Here is a 21,829-nt window from a genome sequence, read left to right on the forward strand (position 1 = left end):
AAAGCTCCACCAACTGTTTTGTAGGGCATCAACGGATATCCATTCGATGAAATCGATCTGCATTCTCCGGCTTTCCGCCATTGGCGATGTCACTCATGTGATCCCGGTTGTGCTTAGCCTTCAAGAGCAGCTCCCAGGCGTGAAAATCACTTGGGTGATTGGCAAAATTGAAGCCAGATTGATTGGCGACTTACCCGGTGTAGAGTTCATTGTTTTTGACAAAAAAGCCGGCCGCAGCGCCTATACCGGTTTGCGCAAACGATTGAAGGGCCGCAAGTTTGATGCATTGTTACACATGCAGGTCGCCCTGCGCGCCAATCTTGCTGCAGCGTGCATTTCTGCGCCGATCCGGGTGGGGTATGACAAGGCGCGCAGCAAAGACCTGCACGGCTTTTTCATCAACCGCCGTATCGCGCCGGCACAGCGCCAGCACGTGCGCGACTGCCTGGCCAGTTTTTTGGAACCCTTAGGATTAAAGCCAGCCCCGCCGCGCTGGACGATTCCGCTGACCGAAAGCGATTACGCCTTTGCCAATACCCACCTTGCCAACGATCGCGCCAACATGGTGATCAGCCCCTGCGCCAGTCATAAATTACGCAACTGGCCGGCCGAGCGCTACGCACGGTTAGCAGATTATGCGATCCGCCAGCACGGCATGCAGGTAACGCTGGCGGGCAGCCCCGCGCCTTTCGAGATTGCGTATTGTGAGGCCATTGATCAAGCCATGCAGGAAGCGCCGGTTAACATCTGTGGCCAGGACACCCTGAAACAGCTGACCGCAATGCTGAGCCGCGCAGATATTGTTGTCGCACCGGATACCGGCCCGGCGCATATCGCCAGCGCAATGGGCACCGATGTATTAGGCCTGTATGCCGCCAGTAACCCGCTTCGGTCAGGGCCGTATAATTCATTGCCCTGGTGCGTTAATCGTTACGATCAGGCGCTGCAAACGTTTGCACAGACAAGTGCAAACAAGGCACGTTGGGGCACAAAAGCAGAGTTTGCAGGCGCAATGGAATTGATTAAAGTGGCAGACGCTACTGACATGCTGGACAAGTGGATAAAGGCAAAGCTGCCGGAGCCAGAACGAGGGGCCTGACTCCGGGCCGAACTTTGGCAAGAAGCAGTGGAGACAAGCCGTTACTTGCGAGCGGTGTAATCCTGGTAAGACTTTTCTTCAACAAAGCGCGAACCTAACGCCAGGTTGATGTCTTTTTTCAAAGACGCGCGCTTGTCGTTGGTGACATAAACCGCCCGTGCCAATTCAATAAAGCGGGCACCAAAATTCTGGTCGGCCTCTTGGTCACGAATGTCGTCTTCAATCACCCAAAGTTCTTCATTGACCGCCTTGAGCTGCTGACGCAGTTGCGCGATGGCGCTTTGGTCGCTAACTGCATCAGTCCACGTTGCGTTCAGCTCGTTCAGTTCCAGCTTGACGTTTTTGAGCTTCGAGTCATCTTTGATGCGCTCCGACTTGATTTCAAGAATCGTGATCTTGTCGAGAACTTCACCGAAGGAAACCGGAACTTTTATGACATCTGCCATTTGCTACACCTGCAAAATCAATCATTAAAACAACAAGCCACTGTGCGATTGCGCGCAACGAACAGCGGCTTTTGCACTTTAGGTTTTCAGCCTTTGCGTTATCAGCCCTTAACCACCGACAACCAATCCCGACGCTCCGGCGCCTTACCCTTCACGGCATCAAAGTACATAGACTGCAGTTTTTCAGTCAGCGGGCCACGTTTGCCTGCTCCGATAGAACGGCCGTCCAACTCGCGGATGGGCAGTACTTCGGCGGCGGTGCCGGTGAAGAAGGCTTCGTCGGCCACGTAAACTTCGTCGCGGGTGATGCGGCGTTCTTTCACTTCAATGTTCAGTTCTTTGGCGAAATCCAGAATGGTCTGGCGGGTAATGCCTTCCAGGCAGGACGTCAGTTCCGGGGTGTGCAGCACGCCGTTACGCAGAAGAAACACGTTTTCGCCAGAACCTTCAGACACGTAGCCTTCGTTGTCTAGCAGCAGGGCTTCTTCACATCCGCTGGAAACGGCTTCTTGCAGTGCCAGCATGGAGTTAATGTAGTTTCCGTTAGCCTTGGCCTTACACATGGTGATGTTTACATGGTGGCGGGTGTAAGACGAAGTACGCACCTTAATGCCCTGCTCTTTGGCTTCTGGCGACATGTACGATGGCCAATTCCACGCGGCGACCATTACGTGCACTTTCAGGTTGTCGGCGCGCAGGCCCATGCCTTCGGAGCCATAAAATACCATTGGGCGCAGGTAGGCTTCGTCCAGATTGTTGTCCCGTACCGCAGACAGCTGGGCGGCGTTGATTTCGTCTTTGCTGAACGGCATTTTCATATTCAGAATATGGGCTGAACGGAATAGCCGGTCGGTGTGATCCTTCATGCGGAAAATAGCGGCGCCTTCATCGGTGTTGTAAGCTCGCACACCTTCAAAACAGCCCAAACCATAATGCAAGGTGTGGGTCAGTACATGCACTTTGGCGTCACGCCAGGGCACCATTTCTCCATCCAGCCAAATAACACCATCACGATCAGCCATCGACATACTAGGTTGCTCCAAAAAAGCAGTTCTTGTGAGTTCGGTATTCTATCAGGATCACCGGGAAAAGTTTTAGCGGTTATTCAATCATGACTCGTTGCCAGATGGAACGGATAAAGTCCCGCTCTGCAATGAACGTATCGCCAGACAAATGGCTGTTCAAATCTTGCAGGGTACGGCGGTGGATCGCGGAGCGCAGCGCAATGTAGGCCGCGCGCAGTGTTTTAACATCGCTTGCGGGCAATACGCCGGCCTGGCCCAGTTCTTCCATCTGCCGAATATTGTCTGGCCAGCGGGTTAGTGTGGGGTATTCCTCACTCCAGGCCAGCATCAGGTATTGCACCAGAAACTCGATATCCACAATGCCACCCGGGTCCTGTTTGGCGTGGAACATATCGGCTCGGCGGCTGGCGGGGGTGGCCAGGCTGGCGCGCATTTTTTCACGCATTGCCACTACTTCGCTGCGCAGCGCCAGACGGTCGCGGTGCTGGCACAGGGTACTCTTGCGGATCTGTTCAAAGCCTTTCAGAGTGCGCGGGCACCCGGCTATGCCGCGGGCGCGAGCCAGAGCTTGGTGTTCCCATGTCCAGGCGTCAGTGTGCTGATATTTTTCAAAGGCCTGCAAAGTGGTTACCAACAGGCCTGAGCTGCCAGACGGACGCAACCGCATATCTACATCGTAAAGCTGGCCGGAGGGTGTCTGGGTGCTCAGAATATGCACAATGCGTTGACCCAGGCGGGTGTAGAACACAGCGTTGTCGATGGACTTTTCGCCATCGGTGCTTTGCTGGGGGTCGGCGCTGTGAACAAATACCAGATCCAGATCGGAACTGTAACCCAGTTCGATACCGCCTAACTTGCCATACCCAATCACCGCAAAATCCGAATCGCATATCGAACCATCGGCTCGCCGCGGATAGCCGTGGCGGCTGACCAGATTGGCAAAAGCGACATCCACCACGTGTTCCAGCACCACCTCGGCAATCCAGGTCAGATAATCACTGACGTTCATCAGCGCCAGGGTACCTTTCATTTCAGCGGCCGCCACCCGCAAGGTATGGGCTTTGCGGAAATGCCGCAAAGACTCCATCTGATCTTCCAGATCGTCATAGGAAATGCGCAGCATCTGCTGGTGCAAGTCGTCCTGCAGTTCGGCTTTGGCGGGCGGGTAATACAGGCTTTCGGCGTTTAGAAGCTCGTCCAGCAGCAGCGGCGTGTCGGCCAGCTCGCGCGCTATCCAGGGGCTTTCACTGCACAGGGACACCAGCTGGGAGCAGGCCCCCGGGTTTTCCAGTAGCAAAACCATGTAAGCGGTACGGCGTAGTATGGCTTCTATTAAAGGCTGCACCCGGCCAAAGGTATGGGACGGGTTTTCGACTTCGGTCAGGGTGGCCAGCAGCATGGGCATAAACTGGTGCAGACGGTTACGGCCCTGGGTCTGCAGCGATTTTATGGTGCGGCTGGTGCGCAGGCTGGTTAATGCGGCCAGGGTTTCTTCTGGCGCTTCAAAGCCTTTTTCAACCAGCCAGGCCAAGGCGGTTGGCTCGTCCATTTCGCAAAGCCACAACTCTTGCCAGCCATCATCAAGGTTGTTCTGGGGGCTGTCGTCGTCATCACTGGTGATAATATTGCTGAAGTGCGTAGCCACCTGCGCCCGGTGCTCATCCAGCTGCTGCTGGCACAGCGGCCAACTGCTATAACCCATAATATGCGCCACTCGGGCGCGGGCCAGGTCGGTGTCCGGTAATAACTGGGTTTGCTGGTCTTCCATGCCCTGTAGCGCGTGTTCCAGATTGCGCAGGAAGACGTAGGCCGCTCGCAGTTCGCTGATTACCTGGGGCGGCAGCAGTTCCAGCTCCAGAAATTCGTTCAGCACCCGCAGCAATTCGCGCTGCTGCAGTTCCCGGTCCCGGCCACCGCGAATCAGCTGGAACGCCTGCACCACAAACTCGATTTCGCGGATGCCACCGCTGCCTAACTTAATGTTGTTTTCCAGGCCTTTGCGGCGCACTTCGCGGCCAATCATGGCTTTCATACTGCGCAAGGATTCAAAAGCACCAAAATCCACATAGCGGCGATACACGAACGGCCGCAAGCTTTCCATCAGTACCACACCGGCTTCTTGGTCGCCGGCCACTACCCGGGCCTTGACCATGGCATAGCGTTCCCAGTCGCGGCCCTGGTCTTGATAATAGGTTTCCAGCGCGGCAAAGCTGAGGGCCAGGGCGCCACTCTGGCCATAGGGCCGCAGGCGCATGTCTACCCGGAACACAAAACCGTCAGCGGTTATCTGGTCTAACGCCTGAATTAATCGCTGGCCAAGGCGAACAAAAAACTGCTGGTTGTCTAAAGCCCGCCGCCCGCCGCGAGTTTCGCCCTTGCTGGGAAAGGCAAATATCAGGTCTATATCGGAAGACACGTTCAGTTCGCGCCCGCCCAGTTTGCCCATCCCCAGCACCACCATTTTTTGCGGTGCCTCTTCGCCGCTGACCGGGCTGAGACCCCAAGGTGTGCCAAACTGTTCGCACGCGCTGTCATAAAGCCAGCCAAGTGCGCCATCTATGCAGATATCGGCAAAACCGCTGGTGGCGGCCATGGTTTCGGCCAGGTCAGCCTGGCGCAGAAGGTCGCGCCAGATGATGCGAAACTGGATTTCCCGGCGGAAACACCGCAAAGCCTGGTGCAGGCCCGGCTCGTCACTAATGTGCGCCAGATATTCCAACCAGCGCTGTTGCAGATAGGCAACGGTGGTGGGTTTGCTGAGGCAACGCGAGGCCAGCAATTGACGTACCGCGTCGGGTTGCCGCTCCAGGGTTTGGCCCAAAAAAGGGCTGCTGGCAATGGCCGCCGCCAGCAGTTCGGTGTTAATGGCGCCAGACTCTGTGAGCCAGGAAGGCACGCCGTCTGCAAAAATGGCCGGCCAGCGCCCGGCAACGTCGGCAGCCAAAACCTGCGGCAGTGCGCTCCAAGGCTGAGACATAAAACAAACCTCTGTTTCTCTGTTATATTTTTGGTTTAGTACCCTATTAAAGGTACTGTATAACGAATCAGACCCACAGGACACCAGCGCCCGGATGCAACGCAATCGCCTCCCACTGAACGCCGAACACTCTCAGTCTTACTCTCACTCAAGCGCTCAATCGCACCTGCCCATGCGCGGATTGATCCGCAAGCGCATGAAAACGCTTTTTGCGATGCTGATCGGGTTGCTAACCTTTCAGGTTCTGGTGATTTGGGCAGTGGAAGACCTGACCCTGTTCGAATCGATATGGATTACCATGACTACCGTGTCGACCGTAGGCTACGGCGATTACGCGCCGAAAACCCTAATTGGCCGCTTAAGTACTATTATAGTGTTGTTTATAGGCGCCATTACGGTGCTCACGCTGATTATCAGCGACTTCATCGAATACCGGTTTTATCGCCGGGAACGTATTCTACGCGGACTTTGGATTTACAAAATGAATGAGCACATTGTTATCATCAACACACCGCAGCACGGCGGCGAGCAGTATTTTTTGCGCTTTGCGTCGCAAATACGTTCCAACCCCGGGTATGAAACCATTCCTATTATGCTGCTCACCCGCCAGTTTCCCGACGGCTTGCCACCCGAGTTGACTGATATGGGCCTGGTGCACTTTCACGGCACCGGGTCTGACCCGTCTGCCTTGCAGGCGGTTCACGCCGGCAGCGCCCGGCACATTGTGGTATTGACCACCGATGAAAACGACGCCAATGCCGACAGCATAACGTTCGACATTGCCTACCGCCTGAGTGAACTCAACATGGGCTACCAAACCACCTCAGAGTGTGTGGCCGATAGAAATCGCAGCCGTTTGAAAGCGCTAGGCATACGCGCAGTGATTCGGCCAATACGCACCTATCCGGAAATTATGGTGCGCGCGGTGGTGGCGCCCGGCTCAGAGAAAGTGCTGGAAGACCTGTTCAACTATGAACATGACCACCCCCACCGCTACGATTTGCTGTTGGAAGACCTGAATTGGGCCGACATCGTCAGCGCTTTGATTCGCCACGACATAGGCACCGCCCTGGCCTACATAGACGACGATGGCGAGGTGATTTGCCAGCCACACATCAAAGAACCAATAAAAGGCAAAGGCCTGATTGTGCTGGTACGCTCCAGTGACACCCCAGGTTTGGACGTCGTCAAAGAAGCCCTGGAGCGCTACCGGAAGTTTCTGGAAAAATGGCGAGACAGTCAGAGCAGTGACGCTGAGAGCTGAGCTATGACACCGATTCCCTTCCAGCTTCTGATTGACGCTTTAGGCACCGGCCAGCACCAGCCGGTGGTTGACGCTGCCCAGCAATTCAATGCAGCCGACCTTGCCGAGTTTATTGAGCAGAATATCGGCAACAGCGCCGGCAACGGCCTGTTTCAGAAGCTGCCGATGGCGCTGCGGGCCAAGGTGTTGGGTTACATTAACTCCGCCGATCAGGTAACCCTGACCCAGGCCACGCCGCTGGCCGAACTGGCAGAGCTGGCCACCGAAATGCCGTCGGATGATCGCGCCGACTTTTTTAACCTGCTGGATGAATCGCGCCAGCAACTACTGATTAAGCTCCTGGGCCATCAAGACCGGGAGGACCTGACCAGCCTTCTGGCGTTCGAAGAAGGCACCGCCGGCGCCTTGATGAACACCGACTACGCCATGTTCGAATCTGGCATAAGCGCGGGCAGCGCCATCGACATTTTGCGTGCCACCGCCACCGACAAAGAAACGATTTACCAGACCTATGTGGTAGACGAACACCACACCCTGATTGGTGTTGTATCGCTGCGCCGGCTGATTATTGCGCCGCCAGACACCATTATTGATTCGCTGATTGCCAACGGGCTGGTGTTTGCATACACCGACACCTCGCAAGACGGGGTGGCGCGACTGATCACAAAATACGACCTGCTGGCGCTGCCGGTGCTAAACGCTGACAACCGGCTGCTAGGTATTATTACTTACGACGACGCCATGGACGTCATCGAAGAAGAGGCCACCGAAGATATCCACAAAGGCGGCTCGGTGAGCAACCTGGATAACGGCATTAATGCCGCATCGCCGTTTTCACTGTATCGCTCGCGTATTCAGTGGCTGGTGATTCTGGTGTTTGCCAATATTTTTACCGGCGCCGGCATTGCTCATTTTGAAGAACTTATTGGCGCCCATCTGGCGCTGTTATTTTTCATGCCGTTGCTGGTGGCCAGCGCCGGTAACGCCGGTGCGCAGTCGGCCACACTGGTGGTGCGCGGCATTGCCACCGGCGATGTGGTTAACCGCGACTGGCTGAAACTGTTCAAGAAAGAACTGGTTGTGGCCTCGGCCCTGGGGCTGACCATGGCCATAACCGTATGGACGGTGGGTATATTCCGCACCGAACTGGCCATTGCCACCATCGTTGCAATTACCATGGTGGCCGTTGTGTTGGCTGGCGGCCTGATTGGCATTCTGCTACCGCTGCTGCTGAACCGCTTGGGCATAGACCCCGCAGCCGCCAGTATTCCTTTGATAACCACCATAGCCGACGTTAGCGGAGTATTGATTTACTTCACCATAGCCACGGCTATCCTCAGCCCTTAGGCACCCCGCTCGTCCGCCACTTGCCGCAGCATTGCCAACTGGACCTGACCCAGTAATGGCTGCTGCAACAGATCGCTGACCTTAGTGCCGTTTTGCAGTTGTTCCGCAAGCTCTGACCAGGGCTGAACCATGTTGCCGCGCGCCACCAGCTGCACCAGGGCATCAAGATTCAGACGCTTCATGCTTACGGATTGCTGTTTTAGCCAGCTCTGACTCAAACGCTGGAGCAGCCTGTTCAAAGAGGCTGTCGCCTCACCGCCACTCTCATCATCACTCTCAATAGCACGTGCAGTAGCCAGTGATTCATCCGCCAGAAAATAACCCTGCTCAGCTTTGCTCACCAGATTCAAAAACACCGGGCATTGTTGCGCCAGCTTTTGCGCCCAGATCAACAGGCTGTCCGGGTTGCCGGATTTTAGTTCGAATTCAATTTCGCAGAGCGCGCGACTTTGTCCGTTGGCAATAACTTCGCCGGTATCCACCGCCACTTCAATAATGGCGTTATCGTCCGCCAGCATAATCACCTGGCGCTCAAAGTTGGTTTGGAACACCGGTGCCAGCCGCGCCAGATTCACGTTGTCCGCCAGCGGCGTGTCTGCCAGCAAGCCCAGCTGCAAATTAGGGCCGGGCACTTCCCATTCCCATTCATTGCGTTTGTGGGCGCCGTTGACAAATTCGCCCTGGGTTTTCAGGGTTTGTATGGTGCGGCTGCCAGCCTGCCTTAAACGCAGGGCGATTCGTTGACCGTTCAATTCGTTATCGGGGGTGTCGTAGTAAGTATTCACCAGGCGTTTCCGCCCGCCCTCGCTGGCTTCCCGCTGTTCCAGCAGCCAGGCCACGGCCTGCGGAATCTGTTGCGGGTGCAGAGTCAGTTTGATTTCAAGTTCAATCGCCATGAGCGCTCCTGTTGCACAAATTTCAGGCGTAAAAAAAACCGATGACCCGAAAGTCACCGGTTCCCGTTACTACCAGATTAGCTAATTAACTTAGCTGAATCAGAAGTAGTAGGTTGCGCCAATGGCTGCAACTGTGCGCTCATCAGAATACGCAGCTACAGCTGGCTTACCAGCGTTGTCATCATACGTTCCTTTGACTGCATCGACACCACCATATACATCATCGCCACCACCGAAGTAGGCTTCAGCATAGATGTACAGGTTGTCAGACACGTTGCGCAGAGCTTGGATAGAGACTGTGTTTGTGGTGTCATCGCCAGTAATGCTCTTATTCGAGCCATCCTTTTCGCGAGTTTCATAAGACAGCGCAAACTGGTTTTGACCCAGAGTGTAAACGCCCATCAAGCCGTATGTGTCAGCAACGTCTTTACGAGTCTGGAGCTGGCCAGTCACGCGCAGACTGTCCAGGTTGTAGCTGGCACGCACGCCGTAGGTGTTTTCGTTGTTGGCACTTGCTTTGTCGCTTGAGTACTTAGTGGAGCCGTCGTTTGAATCCATCGCAAAAGCCAGCTCTAATGCATCAACAGCATAAACTGCAGACAGCTGGTACGGATAAGACTTGTCGCCTTTAGTGCGAGCATCGGCGCCTGTGCGAGCATCGCCGTCGCCGCTAAACTGAACTGCTGCGCCCAGAGTCAGGCCACCAAAAGACGGGGTCATGTACTGAACTAGGTCACCTTCACCTGTGTCGTAACCGCCACCCAGGTTCAGAGAAGCTACTTCCCAAAAGTTGGAAATTTCGTCAACAGCGCGCTCGTAAGTAGAGTCGTCTGAACCGATCCAGATCTGACCGAAGCTGTCGCCTTTCACACCAATGTATGCTTCGTCGAAGCTATCCAGACCACTATTTCCAGCCTTGTCGTCAGCATCAAATTCCAGCTCTGCCTTGAAAAAGCCGGTAATGCCTGAGGCGATCATGTGCTCGTGCTTTACGCCGATGGTGGAACCGTTGTCGGTGTGTTCAACACTAGAAGGACCGCCGTCAATGCTGTCGTGGGTAATCGCCAGCTGGATGTTGCCATACACTTGAGGCATGGAATCCATTTTGGTCCCTAGCTCAGACGCAGACATAGTTACTTGAGCCGCAGCAGCGCCAGAGAAGGAGATCGCGGCGATAGCCGATGCGATGAGTGTCTTTTTCATTTTTACGTCTTCCTTTTGGGGTTTTATTCAGGTTTTAACGTCGAGATGAATCCCGATTTTCGATACCGCTTGCCAGCTTGAGTGGACTAAATCATCCATAAACTCTGTGTCACTTTCGTGACACAGACTGACTGACGTTGTAACTCTCTACTTATTTCTTATTGTCCGGCTTGGCTCTCAATGAGTTAGCGAGCGTTTTTCATGCATCGCATTACATGCCCTTTTTAATACACCAATAGAAATTTTGCAAATTCTTAATGTGCATTTATCGGCTTTTTTAGCGATTTCTTTGCATATTTAATAATCAAAAAATCCATCTTCACAATTTTTCGGCTATTCATGCAGCCTTCGACTGCAGTAAAAATGTGACAGGGCCATCGTTTATGAGCCCCACCTGCATATCCGCGCCAAATTCACCCTGTTCCACTTTGTCTTTACCCAGGGCGCCAAAAGCTTCCTCCACAAACTGGCCGTACAAATCCCGGGCGGTGTCTGGTGCGGCTGCTTTAGAAAAGCTGGCACGGGCGCCAGTGCTGGTGTCGGCGGCCAAGGTAAATTGGGGAACAACCAGCAGGCTGCCGCCGAGACTTTTCAGACTCAGATTCATGCGGCCTTGCGGATCGGGGAAAATACGATAATTGATGGCTCGCCGGCACAGGTCTTGTGCCTGTTGCGGCGTGTCGGACTGCTCGATTCCCAAGAACAACAATACACCACGGCCAATACTCGCGATGGTATTGCCGTTTACGGTGACCTTAGCTTGTGTCACACGCTGGAGCAGTGCTTTCATTCGAAATCCCCGTGGGTGGGAGTCGACAGTTTATTACGAACCGGCAAGAGTTTATCCATGCTGGCTCAGTATGGCAACCCCACTACAATCAGCATCTGACTTTGTCCTCTTTTCTGTCGATTTTTTTGTCAACTCGCCCGCTCAGCTTTTGAAGCCAGGTTTTCCACCGCACGTATCAGGGCGTCCACAATGGCGGGCTCTGACGCGCTATGGCCTGCATCGCGAATAATCTGCAAATCTGCTTGTGGCCAGGCGCGGCTGAGCGCCAGGGCGTTGTCCAGCGGGCACACCATATCGTAGCGGCCATGCACGATTACCGCAGGAATGTTTGCCAGTTTGTGGGCATCGCGCACAATTTGGTCAGGTTCAAGAAACGACTGATTCATAAAGTAGTGGCATTCAATGCGCGCCAGGGCGATTGCCACGTGGGGGTGGCCAAAGTGTTCGACCACGTCTGGGTTGGGGTGCAAGGTGGCGCAGCGCCCTTCCCAAATAGACCAGGCTTTTGCCGCCTGAATCTGCTCCAGTTCGTTGCGACTGGTCAGGCGCTTGTAGTAGGCCGGCACCATATCGCCACGCTCGTGTTCTGGAATCTGCGCCAGGTAATCTTCCCAGTAGTCAGGGAACACCCGGCTGGCGCCGTTCTGATAGAACCAGTGAATATCCTCGGGCCGGCACAGGAAAATGCCCCGCAAGACCATGCCCGTTACCCGCTGCGGATGGGCCTGCGCGTACACCAGGCTTAAGGTAGAGCCCCAACTGCCGCCGAACAGCAGCCACTGGTCAATGCCCAGAAATTCCCGCAGGGTTTCTATATCCGCAATCAAACGATCTGTACTGTTGTTGGCAAGTTCCGCCAGCGGCGTTGAACGCCCTGCGCCGCGCTGGTCCATCAGAATAATGCGAAACCGTTCGGCATCAAAAAAACGCCGGTGGTAATCCTCGCAGCCTGCACCGGGGCCGCCGTGTAAAAACAGCACCGGTATGCCATCAGGGTTACCGCTTTCTTCAGCGTACAGTTGATGGGGCTCTTCAACCGCCAGCCGGTGTGTGGCGTAGGGCTTTATATCGGGGAACAAGGTGCGCATGGCGGCTCCGCAGTCATAGGGATGATTGCAATAGTGTAGCGAAGTTACCGCGCAGCGGGGACACGATTGATAAACGGCACGCCAAAAAAAACCGGCCGCTGTTACCAGCGGCCGGTTTTTCACTACGCTGCCAGCGTTACTTCTTGCCGGCGCGCTTACGATCGTTTTCAGTCAGGTGCTTTTTACGCAAACGGATCGACTTGGGCGTTACTTCCACCAGCTCGTCGTCACCAATAAACTCCAGCGCCTGCTCCAGGGTGTGCTTGATGGGCGGAACCAAAGGAATCACTTCGTCTTTGCCAGACGCGCGCATGTTATCCAGTTTCTTACCCTTGGTTGGGTTGATCACCAGATCGCTGTCGCGGCTGTGAATGCCACACAGCTGACCTTCGTAAACAGACTGGCCTGGGTCAAGGAACAGCTTGCCTCGGCTTTGCAGGGTTTCCAGCGAGTAAGTCAGCGCTGTCCCTGTGGCCATAGAAACCAACACGCCGTTCTGGCGACTGGTGACTTCGCCGGCCTTGATCGGGCCGTAATGGCTGAAGGTCGAAGTCAGAATACCGGTACCGGACGTCATGGTCAGAAACGAGTTCCGAAAACCAATCAAACCGCGGGCCGGAATGGTGTATTCCAGACGCATACGGCCTTTACCATCGGGGACCATGTTGGTGAGTTCGCCCCTGCGCAATCCAAACTGCTCCATCAACGGGCCTTGGTGCTGCTCTTCAATGTCAACGATGACATTTTCATAGGGCTCTTGCTTTACCCCATCCACTACCTTGATGACCACTTCCGGGCGGCCTACGGCCAGTTCGAAGTTTTCCCGACGCATGTTTTCAATCAACACCGACAGGTGCAGCTCGCCACGGCCAGAGACTTTGAATTTGTCCATGGTGTCGCCGTCTTCAACCCGCAGGGCTACGTTGTACAGCAGCTCTTTTTCAAGGCGATCTTTGATGTTACGGCTGGTCACAAACTTGCCTTCTCTACCGCAGAAGGGCGAATCGTTGACCTGAAACGTCATGGACACGGTGGGCTCGTCAACCGTCAGCGGCGGCAAAGCCTCTACGTTATTGATGTCACACAGGGTGTCGGAGATGTGAATCTGGTCCAAACCGCTGATACAAATAATATCGCCAGCCTGGGCTTCGTCCACTTCAACCCGATGCAGGCCGGAGTGGCCCATAATTTTCAAAATACGGCCCTGGCGCTTTTTGCCGTCGGCGCCGATGGCAATCACCTGTGTGTTGGTTTTTATCTTACCGCGGGCAATGCGACCGATACCGATAACGCCCAGAAAGCTGCTGTAGTCCAGTTGCGATATCTGCATCTGGAAAGCACCTTCCCGGTCAACATTCGGTGCCGGCACGTGGTCAACGATGGCCTGGAATACCGGGTCCATGTTGTCGACCAGGTTTTCATGCTCCAAACCGGAAATACCGTTAAGCGCACTGGCGTAAACAATCGGGAAGTCCAGCTGCTCATCGGTAGCGCCCAAGCTGTCAAACAGATCAAATACCTGCTCTACAACCCAATCCGGGCGGGCGCCCGGGCGGTCAATTTTGTTAACAATGACGATCGGACGCAAACCCGCAGCAAAGGCTTTTTGGGTTACAAAGCGAGTTTGTGGCATGGGGCCGTCGATGGAATCAACCACCAGCAGCACACAATCCACCATGCTCATTACACGTTCCACTTCGCCGCCAAAATCGGCGTGTCCCGGGGTGTCTACGATGTTGATGTCGTATCCGTTCCATTTTAGCGCGGTGTTTTTGGCCAGAATGGTGATGCCACGTTCTTTTTCCTGATCGTTGGAATCCATAACGCGCTCGCTTTCGAGCTCTTTACGGTCCAATGTGCCAGAAAGGCGCAGCAGTTTGTCGACCAGCGTGGTTTTACCATGGTCAACGTGGGCAATAATGGCGATATTACGAAGTTTATCAATCACAACTTTAGTCCTGCGGCGTGCTTACAATGACCTGAGAGGGCGCTAAGAAGGCTGGGCCTTACCTGGACCGTCTCAAATCTATAAAATGAACCCATTCGCTGGCACTGGGCGTGGCCAGGCTCCGGCACAAGGTAATCGCCAGAACAATGAGGGCCGCGCATTATAGCGAAAAGTCGGTTTCGATAATATGCGCGTGAATGTTTATTTCGTGAACAATGTGCGCACCAGTATCGGGCGAAAAACTGAAAGCCGCACCAATATGATGCAAGGGCGCCCACTTACAGCACTGGGTAGCGATTACACCCTGCGCGCTAACCCGTCATTCTGTAGGGTTCAGGCCTATAGGCTTGGCCACATGGAAACTGGCAAGCTGTTTGCTTGGCATTGTGCAAAGGCCGAAACAGAGCCAGTAACAAGGCAAATAGCGGCGACCTAAAAGGCAGGTAACTCACACAGGCATTTGCTAAGCTTCGCAAATCCTGAAAAAAAATCCTGAAACAGATTGGCTTTCACACCCCCATCGGAGCATGCAGATGTCCAAAACCATTGATTTGATCACCCAGCACGAGGCGAAGTGGATCGACTTGCGCTTTACCGATACCCATGGCAAAGAACACCACGTAACCATGCCGGCCACCGAAGCCTCTGAAGACTTTTTCATCGACGGCAAAATGTTCGACGGCTCTTCGATTGCTGGCTGGAAAGGTATTAACGAATCCGACATGATTCTGATGCCGGATGACAGCAGCGCCGTGGTTGACCCGTTCACCGAAGAATCCACCGTCAACATCAGCTGCGACATTGTGGAACCCACCACCATGCAAGGCTACGAGCGCGACCCTCGTTCAGTCGCACGCCGCACCGAGGAATATCTGAAGTCTACCGGCATTGCCGACAGCGCTTTGTTTGGCCCAGAGCCCGAGTTCTTTGTGTTCGATTCGGTGAAATGGAAGACCGACATGCAGGGTTCCATGTACGAGATTCATTCCGAAGAGGCTGCCTGGTCGTCCGGCAACGATTTTGATGGCAATAACACTGGCCATCGCCCGCGGGTAAAAGGCGGTTACTTCCCGGTGCCTCCGGTAGACAGCCTGCACGATTTGCGCGGCGCCATGTGCGGCGCTATGGCGTCTATGGGCCTGGAAATTGAAGTGCACCACCACGAAGTGGGCACCGCTGGCCAGTGTGAAATTGGCGTTGGCGCGGCTACCTTGACCCGAAAAGCCGATGAAGTGCAGATTCTGAAATACTGCGTGCACAACGTGGCCCATGCCTACGGCAAAACCGCGACCTTTATGCCCAAGCCCGTTGTGGGTGATAACGGTTCAGGCATGCACGTACACATGTCGTTGAGCAAAGATGGCAAGAACCTGTTTGCCGGCGACAGCTACGCGGGCCTGAGTGAAATGGCATTGCATTACGTTGGCGGCATTATCAAGCACGCCAAAGCGATTAATGCGTTCACCAACCCTGCCACCAACAGCTATAAGCGTTTGGTGCCGCACTATGAAGCCCCGGTGATGCTGGCCTATTCTGCTCGCAACCGCTCGGCTTCTATTCGGATTCCCTACGTGAACAGCCCGAAGGCGCGCCGCGTTGAAGTGCGTTTCCCGGACCCGGCGGCTAACCCTTACCTGGCATTTTCAGTGCTGATGATGGCTGGCCTGGACGGCATCCAGAACAAGATTCACCCCGGCGACGCCATGGATAAAGATCTTTACGATCTGCCAAAAGAAGAAGCGCTGAACATCCCAAAAGTGGCCGAGACCCTGCAGGAAGCGCTGCAGTGCCTGGAAGCCGATCACGAGTTTTTGACCCGTGGTGGCGTGTTCACCGAAGACATGATTCGCGCTTACATTGACCTCAAGCGTGCTGACGTAGAGCGTATGAACATGACCACTCACCCGGTTGAATTCGAACTTTACTACTCCTGCTAAGGACCAGGGGCAGATCGGGGACAAACCGGGGACAGATTTCAAATCTGTCCCCGCAAAAGCCCCCTTGGCAACACCACAAAAAAACCGGAGCGGCTGCCCATCAGCTCCTCCGGTTTTTTTGTGCCTGCGATTTTTTTGTGTCTGCATCGTCACCGAGCAGCGTTGAATTAAAGCGCCCGGGCGCTGATAATCAAGCTCATACACAGCCCCGAGGAAAGCGTGATGAAACCGGCTATTGTGATTGCTGCTGCAACCCTGTTACTGATCAACGGAGCGGCGCAGGCCGAGGTGTATCGCCAAGTAGACGCCCAAGGCAATGTGACCTTTTCTGACGAGCCCTCTTCGGGTGCCGAAGCCATACAGGTAAGGCCGGTAACCACCATTACGCTGCCGAAAATGCAGGACCTGGAACAATTTGAACAACCACAGCAGAAACAGCCGCCAAGCCCCCTTTATGAACTGGTAAAGATCGCTTACCCGCGAAATAACGAGGCGTTTAACAGCGGCAATGGCGACGTAGAATTCAACGTGATCAGCAGCCCGCAACTGCGCGATGGGCATAAGTACGAAGTCACCCTGGACGGCCAGCCCGTTGGCCAAAGCACGTCAGGCACTATTTTGGTGCAGAACATGGACCGCGGTACCCATCAGGCCGGAGTCAACATCGTGAACCGTAGTGGTGTTCAGGTTGGTTCAGGCACCGGCATTACCTTCACCATTCACCGCCCTTCCCGCCTAAACTGAGCGTTCGCCCGGGTGTGAGTAGTGCTAATGACTCTTAGCCTGGCCCGGTTCTTGCTTTTTTTAGACCCAGGCCGTCTGCCAAAACCAGACCCACTCAATTACAGCGAACCCGCTTGTTATGGCTAACGCTTCAAACCCGGTGACCGGTTACCCACAGATTGTTGACAGCCTTAGCACCGCGCTGCTGGTGATGGACCGCAATCTGCTTATTCGCTATATGAACCCGGCCGCTGAAAATCTGCTGGCGGTGAGCGCAACCCGCAGCCATGGCATGGCTTTCAGCGCTATGGTGCTGGTTGCCGGCGACACCGAACGCCGACTGAAAGCCGCAGCCGACCACGGACGGTCTTTCAGCCAGCATGAGGTGGAGTACATGCTGGTGAACGGTGCGCGCATGATTGTGGATTACACGGTAACGCCGATCAGCTCGGAAGGTGACTTGCTGCTGGAAATATGGCGCCGCGACCAGCTGCTGCGCATTAACCGTGAAGAAGACATATTGTCGCAGCAGGAAACCAATCGGGTGCTGGTGCGCGGTATGGCGCACGAAATCAAAAACCCCCTGGGCGGTATACGCGGCGCGGCGCAACTGCTGGACCGCGAGTTGCAAAGCGCCGAACTGCGCGAATACACCCAAGTGATCATCGACGAAGCCGATCGGCTGCGTAGCCTGGTAGACCGTATGCTGGGGCCCAACAAAGCACCCAGACTCATTCGCACCAACGTCCACGAGGTTCTGGAACGGGTGCGCGCGCTGCTAGAGGCCGAAAGCCATGGCAAACTGACGTTCAAGCGGGATTACGACCCCAGCCTGCCGGAGTTCTGCGCTGACCGCGAACAGCTGATTCAGGCGTTTTTGAATATTGCCCGCAACGCGATGGAAGCTTGCCTGGAAAGCCCTGACGGCCCTGGCAACGCTGATAGTCATGGTGGCCCTCACAACCATGGCAACTCTTCAAGCAAAACCGGCAAAACCAGCGAGCCGGCCACCATAACCTTCCGCACCCGTGCCCTGCGCCAGTTCACCATAGGCCCGGTGCGCCACCGTTTGGTGTGCCGGGTAGACGTTATCGACAATGGCCCGGGCATCAGCCCACAGCTGCAACAGAATATTTTTTACCCGATGATCAGCGGGCGCGCCAGCGGTAATGGCCTGGGACTGGCCATTACCCAGAGCATTATTGGCCGCCACCATGGGCTGGTGGAATGCAACAGCGAGCCCGGACACACCAACTTTGTTATTTACCTGCCCCTTGAGGAGTGCACATGAGTACGTCGACAGTGGCCTGGATTATTGATGACGATCGCAGCATCCGCTGGGTACTGGACCGGGCGCTGACCCAGGCCGGACTGCGCACCCGCAGCTTCGACAACGGTGACAACATCATGCGCCAGCTCGAGCACGAGCAGCCCGACGTTATCATAAGCGACATTCGCATGCCGGGCATAGACGGCCTGAGCCTGTTGGCGCGCATTACCGAGAGCCACCCCGGCCTGCCGGTGATTATCATGACCGCCCATTCTGACCTGGAAAGCGCCGTGAGCAGCTACCAGACAGGCGCGTTTGATTACCTGCCAAAACCGTTTGACCTGGACGACGCCGTGGCCCTGGTTCAGCGCGCCGCAGGCCACAGCCGCGAAAGGCGGGCAAAAACCGACAGCGTTCATGAAAAAACAGCAGGCAGCGCCGAAATTATTGGCGAAGCACCGGCCATGCAAGAGGTGTTTCGCGCCATAGGCCGGCTATCGCACTCAAATATTACCGTACTGATTAACGGCGAAAGCGGCACCGGCAAAGAGTTGGTGGCGCAAGCCCTGCACAACCACAGCCCGCGCACCGGGCAGTCGTTTATTGCGCTGAATATGGCCGCGATTCCAAAAGACCTGGTGGAGTCCGAACTGTTTGGCCACGAAAAAGGCGCGTTCACCGGCGCTGCCAATACGCGCCAGGGCCGCTTCGAGCAAGCCGACGGTGGTACCCTGTTTCTGGACGAAATTGGTGACATGCCCGCAGACAGCCAGACCCGCCTGCTGCGAGTATTGGCCGACGGTGAGTTCTACCGGGTGGGTGGTACCACATCGGTCAAGGTGGATGTGCGCATTATTGCCGCCACTCATCAAAACCTGGAAACCCTGGTGCAGGCCGGCAGCTTTCGCGAAGACCTGTTCCACCGCCTGAACGTGATACGCATACACTTGCCGCGGCTGACCGAGCGCCGGGAAGACATACCGCAACTGCTAAGCTATTTTCTCAAACGTGCGGCAAAAGAGCTGAATGTAGACGCCAAGCTGCTGCGCCCGGACGCCGAGGCTTACTTGTCTACCCTGCCCTGGCCCGGCAATGTGCGCCAGCTGGAGAACACCTGTCGCTGGTTAACGGTGATGGCCAGCGGCCGTGAGGTTCACGTCGACGATCTGCCGCCAGAGCTGCGCCAACAAGCGGCCAGCAGCGCCACCGGGAAAACCTGGCAGGAGGCCCTCAGCCTTTGGGCAGAACAGGAGTTCAAGCGCGGTCGCAGTGATCTGCTGACCGGCGCGCTGCCAGAATTTGAAAAAATCATGATCAACGCAGCCCTGCACCACACCGCGGGCCGCCGCCGCGACGCCTCCTTGTTACTGGGCTGGGGCCGCAACACTCTAACCCGCAAAATCAATGAGCTGGAGCTGAATTCGGCGGACTCACCGGACGCTGGTCTTGGGGACAGATTTTAAATCTGTCCCCGTCTGTTCCTGGGGACGTGTCTCTGGGGACGGATTTGAAATCCGTCCCCGCCTTACTTTTGTTCCTGGGGACGGATTCGAAATCCGTCCCCGTCTTACTCTGCAAACAGTCCTTCAATCACCGCCAGCCGCCTGCTCTGCTCGGCAGTCAGCTTGCCGGCAGCGGATACCGCCCGGTGAATCACACTCAGCGCCCTGTCTTTGGACTGAGTTTCAACAGACAGCATTACCGGGATGGTGTCGAGCGCGGCCTTTTGGTCAAGTCGCAGGACAAAAAACTGCTCGCGCACGGTTTTTTTAAACGAGCTGAGCGAAAGCGTGCTGTATTCAGCATGAATCTCACGCAGGGCGTTAAATGCCCGCTCATCAACTCCACCTCCGCCCATTGCGATATACACAAGACCGCGCACCACGGCTTCGTGCACGCCACCGTCGCCAATGCACCCGTGGTTTTCGGCCATGCACCGTTCAACGCGGGCGATACTTTCCGGTGTCTTGCCAGGGTGCGGCCGAGGCGGCCCGCCTGTCGTTTTCAGGCCAGCCATCGCCTGAACAACAGGGGAGCCGTAGAACGTCATAAAACAGCGCTCGATGGCGCCATCCCGAAAGTCGCGCCAGTCATCCAGAGCAGCCACCATGGAACAGGAGTAACCTTCCTGCTGTTTGACCAGCCAGTTATCGCCAGAGACTGGCTTACGCGCTTTTTTCACCCGCTCAGCCAGGCTGGCAAGCGGTGCCATTAGCGGATTACGTTCAGAAAACAGATGGTAGGGCAGCTCGGCTGGCGTTAATCTATGCAGCCACTCCGTCACATCCGCATTGGCCTGGGCGCTCACAGCAGCAATTACTTTGGCCTGGGCCTGTACCAAGGGCTGCAGAAGAGTGCGGTAAAGACCAAGGTTGATATCCGAAATCCGCTTGACCGTTGCGAAGCGCCGCTCGTCGTCCAGGTTTGGCTGAACAATCGCTGCCACGTCTGCCAACGAACGCGGCTCAAAGCGCACCAGCCAATCACCCTCAACCCATTGCGGATTAACCGTGCTGTCGGTTTTTGGCGTCATAACCGCCTGATAAAGCCCCGGGGGCAGAACATCGATAAGGTCGATATTCGAGGAAAACTCCTGATGCTGCTTGCGGGCCACGCTACCGGAAACAAAGATGCCAAGATGGCCAACGCTTTCGTGAATCGCGTAGACGATGGTCTGGTCGGCGGCGAAAATGTCTTCGTCCGAGCTGTATAAATCGCAAATCCAGCCCAGCGCCTGGGGCGGCGGAGTGATGTTGTCGCCCTCGGAGCAAAAGCACAGAATTGGCGAGCGGATGTGGCGCAGATCAATCCTGGTGCCATCACCACTGACCAGTTCTGCGGTTGCCATCCGGTTACCGATAAACAGCTCGTCGACAATCCATTGCATTTCCTCGGCGGATAAATCCGCATGGCCGCCCCACCATTTTTCGAACTCGAGAAATCTTGGCGCCTCGGTATCGATATTGGCCCAGAGGTGGTAGTACTTGCTCCAAAGGCTGTTGGCAGGGTCAAGATTATCGAAACCGCTGACCAGGTGGCCGCCGTCGAATGTCCCGCCACCAATGTCACTGGTTAGTGCCGTCAGCCAACTGCCGCCCACCATTCCGCCGGAGTAACGGGACGGGTTCTGCCCTTTCAAGCCTGCCCAGAACGACAGCGGCGTTCCGGCGATAATAATCGGCCCAAACAACTCCGGCCGCACGGCCGCCAGCATCATCACCGCCCAGCCCGCCTGGCAGTTACCGATAACGCAAGGCATGCCTTCGGCTTCGGTATGGCAAGCAATAACCGCCTCGAGAAAATGCCCATGGGCATGCATAACGTCGTCGATGGTCTGGTGCGGCATAGGGTCTGGCGTGAAGCCCACGAAATAGCAGGTATGCCCGGCCTTCATGGCTACGCCCAGCTCGCTGTCGGCCTTAAAGCCGCCGATTCCGGGCCCTTGGCCTGCCCGGGGATCGAACACCACGAACGGCCGTTTAAGCGCGTCGATAACTACACCGGCGGGAGGAGCGATGCGGGCAAGCCAGAAATTGACGGGGCGCTGGAAGTTTCGCGCATCCAGAATCATCTCAAGATCGAAGCCCAACACGTGGGGCATGATCATCGCTTTGTGCTGGTAATACTCTTGACTGCGTTGGCGCAACACGTCACAGAACAGAACCCCGCGCTGAAGCGCATCGATTGCGTATTCAGCAATGGCATGCCCGCTAGGAATGCCTGCGGGTTGAGGATTTGCACTCATTTATTCGCTCCTAAATCCGCTATACGGGATACTAAAAGTCTCAGTAGGTAACGCTGATTCTTTTTTATAGC

At 55.5% G+C, this 21,829-nt stretch carries 16 protein-coding genes; 7 read left to right on the forward strand and 9 right to left on the reverse strand.

Annotated features, from left to right (window positions below):
* Positions 1 to 46 precede the first annotated feature (46 nt).
* Complete coding sequence (locus ATI45_RS11460; protein WP_098419617.1) at positions 47 to 1,099, forward strand: glycosyltransferase family 9 protein; 1,053 nt, start codon at positions 47 to 49, stop codon at positions 1,097 to 1,099.
* A 41-nt stretch (positions 1,100 to 1,140) separates the two neighbouring features.
* On the opposite strand, the gene ATI45_RS11465 is transcribed toward ATI45_RS11460, so the two are convergent.
* The 3 genes from ATI45_RS11465 to glnE form a co-directional block, all read right to left on the reverse strand.
* Positions 1,141 to 1,545 (reverse strand): DUF6165 family protein, encoded by a 405-nt coding sequence (locus ATI45_RS11465; RefSeq protein WP_098419618.1) that lies wholly within the window; start codon positions 1,543 to 1,545, stop codon positions 1,141 to 1,143.
* 101 nt (positions 1,546 to 1,646) lie between these two features.
* Entirely contained in the window at positions 1,647 to 2,573 is a 927-nt protein-coding gene (locus ATI45_RS11470) for a branched-chain amino acid transaminase (RefSeq protein WP_098419619.1), read from the reverse strand.
* 73 nt (positions 2,574 to 2,646) lie between these two features.
* Entirely contained in the window at positions 2,647 to 5,547 is a 2,901-nt protein-coding gene (glnE, locus tag ATI45_RS11475) for a bifunctional [glutamate--ammonia ligase]-adenylyl-L-tyrosine phosphorylase/[glutamate--ammonia-ligase] adenylyltransferase (RefSeq protein WP_098419620.1), read from the reverse strand.
* A 94-nt stretch (positions 5,548 to 5,641) separates the two neighbouring features.
* On the opposite strand from glnE, the gene ATI45_RS11480 reads away from it, so the two are divergent.
* Positions 5,642 to 6,811: a potassium channel family protein gene (locus ATI45_RS11480; RefSeq protein WP_098419621.1), complete on the forward strand. Its 1,170-nt coding sequence runs from the start codon at positions 5,642 to 5,644 to the stop codon at positions 6,809 to 6,811.
* Between the two features lie 3 nt (positions 6,812 to 6,814).
* Entirely contained in the window at positions 6,815 to 8,158 is a 1,344-nt protein-coding gene (gene mgtE / locus ATI45_RS11485; protein ID WP_098419622.1) for a magnesium transporter, read from the forward strand.
* On the opposite strand, the gene ATI45_RS11490 is transcribed toward mgtE, so the two are convergent.
* The 5 genes from ATI45_RS11490 to typA form a co-directional block, all read right to left on the reverse strand.
* Complete coding sequence (locus ATI45_RS11490) at positions 8,155 to 9,054, reverse strand: CYTH domain-containing protein (RefSeq protein WP_098419623.1); 900 nt, start codon at positions 9,052 to 9,054, stop codon at positions 8,155 to 8,157. The two genes, mgtE and ATI45_RS11490, sit on opposite strands and share 4 nt — an antisense overlap.
* A 99-nt stretch (positions 9,055 to 9,153) precedes the next feature.
* Complete coding sequence (locus ATI45_RS11495) at positions 9,154 to 10,257, reverse strand: porin (RefSeq protein ID WP_098419624.1); 1,104 nt, start codon at positions 10,255 to 10,257, stop codon at positions 9,154 to 9,156.
* A gap of 337 nt (positions 10,258 to 10,594) precedes the next feature.
* The gene (gene dtd / locus ATI45_RS11500) at positions 10,595 to 11,047 is read right to left on the reverse strand and encodes a D-aminoacyl-tRNA deacylase (RefSeq protein ID WP_098419625.1); all 453 of its coding nucleotides are present in this window, start codon (positions 11,045 to 11,047) and stop codon (positions 10,595 to 10,597) included.
* Between the two features lie 128 nt (positions 11,048 to 11,175).
* Positions 11,176 to 12,135, reverse strand: coding sequence for a prolyl aminopeptidase (gene pip, locus ATI45_RS11505; protein WP_098419626.1), 960 nt, complete (start codon positions 12,133 to 12,135; stop codon positions 11,176 to 11,178).
* Positions 12,136 to 12,271: 136 nt separating this feature from the next.
* A complete protein-coding gene (gene typA, locus ATI45_RS11510; RefSeq protein ID WP_098419627.1) occupies positions 12,272 to 14,083 on the reverse strand; it encodes a translational GTPase TypA in 1,812 nt (603 codons plus the stop codon).
* Between the two features lie 533 nt (positions 14,084 to 14,616).
* On the opposite strand from typA, the gene glnA reads away from it, so the two are divergent.
* The 4 genes from glnA (at position 14,617) to glnG (ending at position 19,476) form a co-directional block, all read left to right on the forward strand.
* A complete protein-coding gene (glnA, locus tag ATI45_RS11515; protein WP_098419628.1) occupies positions 14,617 to 16,020 on the forward strand; it encodes a glutamate--ammonia ligase in 1,404 nt (467 codons plus the stop codon).
* 222 nt (positions 16,021 to 16,242) lie between these two features.
* Positions 16,243 to 16,764, forward strand: coding sequence for a DUF4124 domain-containing protein (locus ATI45_RS11520; RefSeq protein WP_098419629.1), 522 nt, complete (start codon positions 16,243 to 16,245; stop codon positions 16,762 to 16,764).
* A 118-nt stretch (positions 16,765 to 16,882) separates the two neighbouring features.
* Positions 16,883 to 18,034 (forward strand): nitrogen regulation protein NR(II), encoded by a 1,152-nt coding sequence (gene glnL / locus ATI45_RS11525; protein WP_098419630.1) that lies wholly within the window; start codon positions 16,883 to 16,885, stop codon positions 18,032 to 18,034.
* Positions 18,031 to 19,476 (forward strand): nitrogen regulation protein NR(I), encoded by a 1,446-nt coding sequence (glnG, locus tag ATI45_RS11530; protein ID WP_098419631.1) that lies wholly within the window; start codon positions 18,031 to 18,033, stop codon positions 19,474 to 19,476. The genes glnL and glnG overlap by 4 nt, the downstream gene beginning before the upstream one ends.
* A 104-nt stretch (positions 19,477 to 19,580) precedes the next feature.
* Here glnG and ATI45_RS11535 read toward each other — a convergent pair whose 3' ends face one another.
* The gene (locus tag ATI45_RS11535; protein ID WP_098419632.1) at positions 19,581 to 21,758 is read right to left on the reverse strand and encodes a DUF3141 domain-containing protein; all 2,178 of its coding nucleotides are present in this window, start codon (positions 21,756 to 21,758) and stop codon (positions 19,581 to 19,583) included.
* Positions 21,759 to 21,829 lie beyond the last annotated feature (71 nt).

Origin of the sequence: Marinobacter sp. LV10MA510-1, from assembly GCF_002563885.1 — a bacterium.
Classification (GTDB): Bacteria; Pseudomonadota; Gammaproteobacteria; order Pseudomonadales; family Oleiphilaceae; genus Marinobacter.